4 protein-coding genes are annotated in these 3,919 nt (G+C 33.0%); 3 read left to right on the top strand and 1 reads right to left on the bottom strand.

Annotation, left to right across the window (positions count from 1 at the left end; translation table 11 throughout):
- Positions 1-212 (top strand): hypothetical protein (locus QZZ48_RS14400; protein WP_294966953.1); only part of this gene is annotated, 212 nt, incomplete at its 5' end.
- Positions 213-278: 66 nt separating this feature from the next.
- On the opposite strand, the gene QZZ48_RS14395 is transcribed toward QZZ48_RS14400, so the two are convergent.
- The gene (locus QZZ48_RS14395; protein WP_294966952.1) at positions 279-2,540 is read right to left on the bottom strand and encodes a glutamine--tRNA ligase/YqeY domain fusion protein; all 2,262 of its coding nucleotides are present in this window, start codon (positions 2,538-2,540) and stop codon (positions 279-281) included.
- A 153-nt stretch (positions 2,541-2,693) separates the two neighbouring features.
- On the opposite strand from QZZ48_RS14395, the gene QZZ48_RS14390 reads away from it, so the two are divergent.
- The gene (locus QZZ48_RS14390) at positions 2,694-3,620 is read left to right on the top strand and encodes a glutaminase (RefSeq protein ID WP_294966951.1); all 927 of its coding nucleotides are present in this window, start codon (positions 2,694-2,696) and stop codon (positions 3,618-3,620) included.
- A 79-nt stretch (positions 3,621-3,699) separates the two neighbouring features.
- On the top strand, positions 3,700-3,852 hold the full coding sequence (locus QZZ48_RS14385) for a hypothetical protein (RefSeq protein WP_294966950.1): 153 nt from the start codon (positions 3,700-3,702) through the stop codon (positions 3,850-3,852).
- Positions 3,853-3,919: the final 67 nt, after the last annotated feature.

Raw genomic sequence — 3,919 nt, 5'->3', positions numbered from 1 at the left:
TTCTTTGTTTTTGGTCGAATAAGATTAGCAGATTATCGATTAATCCTATCTTTCAACTTACTTTCAAAAAATTGCACTTGATTTTAGAATTGGCGTTTTTTTTAACAGACAATCGTACCATTGAAGTAATTACAATTAATAATTCTTCTTCTGAAGAATGTTCGATGAGTGATGTTGAAGTGTATTTAATATCTTCGAAAGTAGTTGATTAAACCCAAAAGGTCGAGTATTCATTTTTTATTATATTGAATATTCAACCGATCTTTATATTTGATTTATTAGTTTAACTTCTCGTGCACAAGCTTATTTACCACTTGAGGATTTGCTTTTCCACCTGTAGCTTTTAGTACCTGCCCTACAAAGAAACCTAGTAGTTTTGTATTACCTGCTTTAAACTTCTCAAGATTATCAGGATTTTTTGCGATTACCTCATCAATGATAGGAGCAATTATAGATGGGTCGCTTATTTGAATCAATCCTTTAGCTTCAACTATTACACTTGGATTTTCTCCAAATTTTGCCATCTCTTCAAATACTTGTTTAGCGATTTTACTTGAGATAGTTTTATCGTCAATCATTTTCACAAGCCCAGCTATTTGTTTTGAAGTAAACTTCAACTCACTTGCTTGCTTATCTTTGATTTCTTTAGAAACCTCGTTCACAACAATATTAGCTATGCTCACAGGACTATTAAGCGCAGATAGAGCCTCTTGATAGAAAGATGAGAGAAATTCATCACGAGCAAGTATATTTGCCACTTCAGCATTTAGTTTAAGTTCAGTAGTGTATTTGTCAAATAGTAACTGTTGAGCTTCACTCATAGATGCAACTTCACCCTCTACTTGTGCTTTTTTCGTTTGAGGTTTAGATGCAGGCTTAACTACTTCTTGTGTTGGTTTTTTCTTTTTTGCATAAGAGTCTTTAAGACCAACGATTTTATTAAACACTGGTTTTTCATCAGTATAGTCAATAGGATCAGCATAAAAATAACCCTGTCTTTCAAATTGAAATCTCTCATCAGGCTTCTCAGTTATAACAGCAGGCTCAACAAAAGCATTTTTTATAATTCGTAATGAGTCTGGATTTAAATCATCTACTCCCTCTGGAGCTTCACAAGAAAATAGTCTATCGTATAGTCTTACTTCAACTTGTTTAGCTTCTTTCGCACTTAACCATTGGATAGCACTTTTAACTTTTATGCCACTAGTGTCTGAGCCACTTTTAGAATCAGGATAATACTCTGCTTTTATCTCAGTAATCTTTCCATTGGCATCTTTGATAACTTCTTTACAAGAGATTATAAATCCGTGCCTAATTCTTACTGGTTGCTCTGGTGTAAGACGGAAGTAACCCTTTGGAGGATTTTCACAAAAGTCATCACGCTCTATATATAATTCACGAGAAAAAGGCAACTTTCTTGAACCCTCTTTTGGAACATCATGAGGATAGTATGAAGCGTCTATATCTTCTGTTCCTTCATAGTTCTGTATAGTAACTTTTAATGGATTTATAACACACATAACACGTGGTACTTTTTTGTTTAAATCATCTCTTATACAAAACTCAAGTTGTGAAACATCAACCATTGAGTTTGCTTTTGCTATACCTATTTGATCACAAAAGTTTAAAATAGATTCTGGTGTATAACCTTTTCTTTTGTATCCAGCGATAGTAGGAAGGCGAGGATCATCCCAACCACTAACTTGTCCCCCTTCTACTAATTCTAAAAGTTTTCTTTTACTCATTACCGTATAGTTTATTCCAAGTCTTGCAAACTCATGCTGGTAAGGACGTGGTAGTTCAAGACCAAGTGTGTCTAGTACCCAGTTATAAATATCACGATTGTTTTCAAACTCTAGTGTACATATAGAGTGAGATATACCTTCAATATAGTCAGATAAACAGTGAGCAAAGTCATACATAGGATAAATAGACCACTCATCCCCTGTTCTAAAATGATTAGCATGTCTAATACGATATAAAAGAGGATCTCTTAGTTTCATATTAGCAGCACCCATATCAATCTTTGCTCTTAGTACATGTTCTCCGTCTTTAAACTCACCCTCTTTCATTTTCGCAAAAAGGTCTAGATTTTCTTCAATACTACGCACGGCATATTTACTACGTTTTCCTGCTTCTTTAACAGTTCCACGAAGAGAGCGCATCTCTTCTTCATTTGTGCTATCAACATAAGCCTTCCCCATTTTGATAAGCTCTATTGCATAATCATATAATTTATGGAAATTATCAGAAGTAAAATATACATTATCCCCTCTATCAAATCCAAGCCACTCTACAGCACTTTTGAGAGCTTCAACATATTTTGTGTCTTCTTTAGTTGGGTTTGTATCATCCATTCTAAGGTTACAATGACCATTATAATCACGTGCAATACCAAAGTTTATACAGATAGATTTAGCGTGTCCAATATGTGGGAAACCATTAGGCTCTGGAGGAAATCTTGTAATAACCTCTTTATACTTACCTGACTTTAAGTCCTCTTCAACTATTGTACGTAAAAAATCTTTGCTCTCTCTCATTATTATTAAACCTTTTGATTTTGGAACTATTATATTATTACTTGTATTTTATCTTATTTGTGCTTATATCATCTTAGGCAAAAGCTAAACGAGCCAAGCAATAAAAAGAAATATATTCGATAGTATTATGTAATTAAATTGAGGAAAAACACAATGTTAACTTATCAAGATGTTTTAAATGATATTTATCAAAAAATCGAACCAATATTAAATGAAGGAAAAGTTGCAGACTATATTCCAGCATTAGCACAAGTAAACCCTGAGCAGTTTGCTATGAGCATAACTCTTTTTGATGGCAGTAGTTATCATGTTGGGTGCAGTGATGAAAAGTTTTCTATTCAAAGTATTTCAAAAGTTTTTACTTTTACAAAAGCTCTTAGTATATACTCGACTGATTTATATAAAAGAGTAGGAAAAGAACCATCAGGAAACCCATTTAACTCATTAGTTCAACTAGAGTATGAGAGTGGAATACCGAGAAATCCATTTATCAATGCTGGAGCAATTGTTGTTACTGACACTTTAATTAATAACTATAAAACTCTAGATGCAACGTATAGTGAAGTCTCTAATTTTATAAAAGAAATCAGCGATAATAAAAATATAGACTTTGATGAAAATGTTTGCTCTTCAGAGATTAAACATGGACATAGAAATCTAGCCTTAGCAAATCTAATGAAAAGTTTTAATAACTTGGATAATAATGTAGACGATGTAGTTAAAACATATTTTAAACACTGCTCAATTACTATGAGTACAAAAGAGTTATCTCGTGCTATGCTATTTTTAGCTAATCACGGAACTGATCCAATCACAAACAAAAAGTTTATAACTTCTTCTCAGACAAAAAGAATAAACTCTGTAATGCTCACATGTGGTCATTATGATGCCAGTGGAGACTTTGCGTATCACGTTGGATTACCAGGAAAAAGTGGTGTTGGTGGCGGAATAGTTGCTGTAGTCCCAAATGTGATGAGCATAGCTGTTTTTTCACCTAGACTAAACTCTTGGGGCAATTCCTTGGCTGGTACGAAAGCCTTAGAGATCTTCACCACTAAAACCAACTTATCTATCTTCTAATTAGAAATTTGAAATAAGATTACATAGAAATATAAAATGTTCGATATATTCTTTAACTCTATAGATAAAAGGATTTATCATGTTAGTTTATATCGATGACAGGGAAGACGAAGAGTTAGATGGTGATTATGGTTACGACTATGGCACTGATGACGAGTATGACTATGATGATGATTCACAAAAGCAATCATATGACTATAGTGAAAGTGAAAAACCTGATTTATTTAACTGACTAAGTTACAATATCTCGTTTCTTATTCAGTAAAACTATAAATTTCTTCTTTGATTTTATGTTCACT

This window comes from Sulfurimonas sp. (genome assembly GCF_016744025.1).
In the GTDB taxonomy this organism is placed as follows: domain Bacteria; phylum Campylobacterota; class Campylobacteria; order Campylobacterales; family Sulfurimonadaceae; genus Sulfurimonas.
This window is presented reverse-complemented; position numbering and strand designations above follow the sequence as displayed.

Bases quoted from the DNA above. Each gene is read 5' to 3' on its own strand.
- QZZ48_RS14395 (WP_294966952.1), bottom strand. From the start codon at position 2,540: ATGAGAGAGAGCAAAGATTTTTTACGTACAATAGTTGAAGAGGACTTA.
- QZZ48_RS14390 (WP_294966951.1), top strand. From the start codon at position 2,694: ATGTTAACTTATCAAGATGTTTTAAATGATATTTATCAAAAAATCGAA.
- QZZ48_RS14385 (WP_294966950.1), top strand. From the start codon at position 3,700: ATGTTAGTTTATATCGATGACAGGGAAGACGAAGAGTTAGATGGTGAT.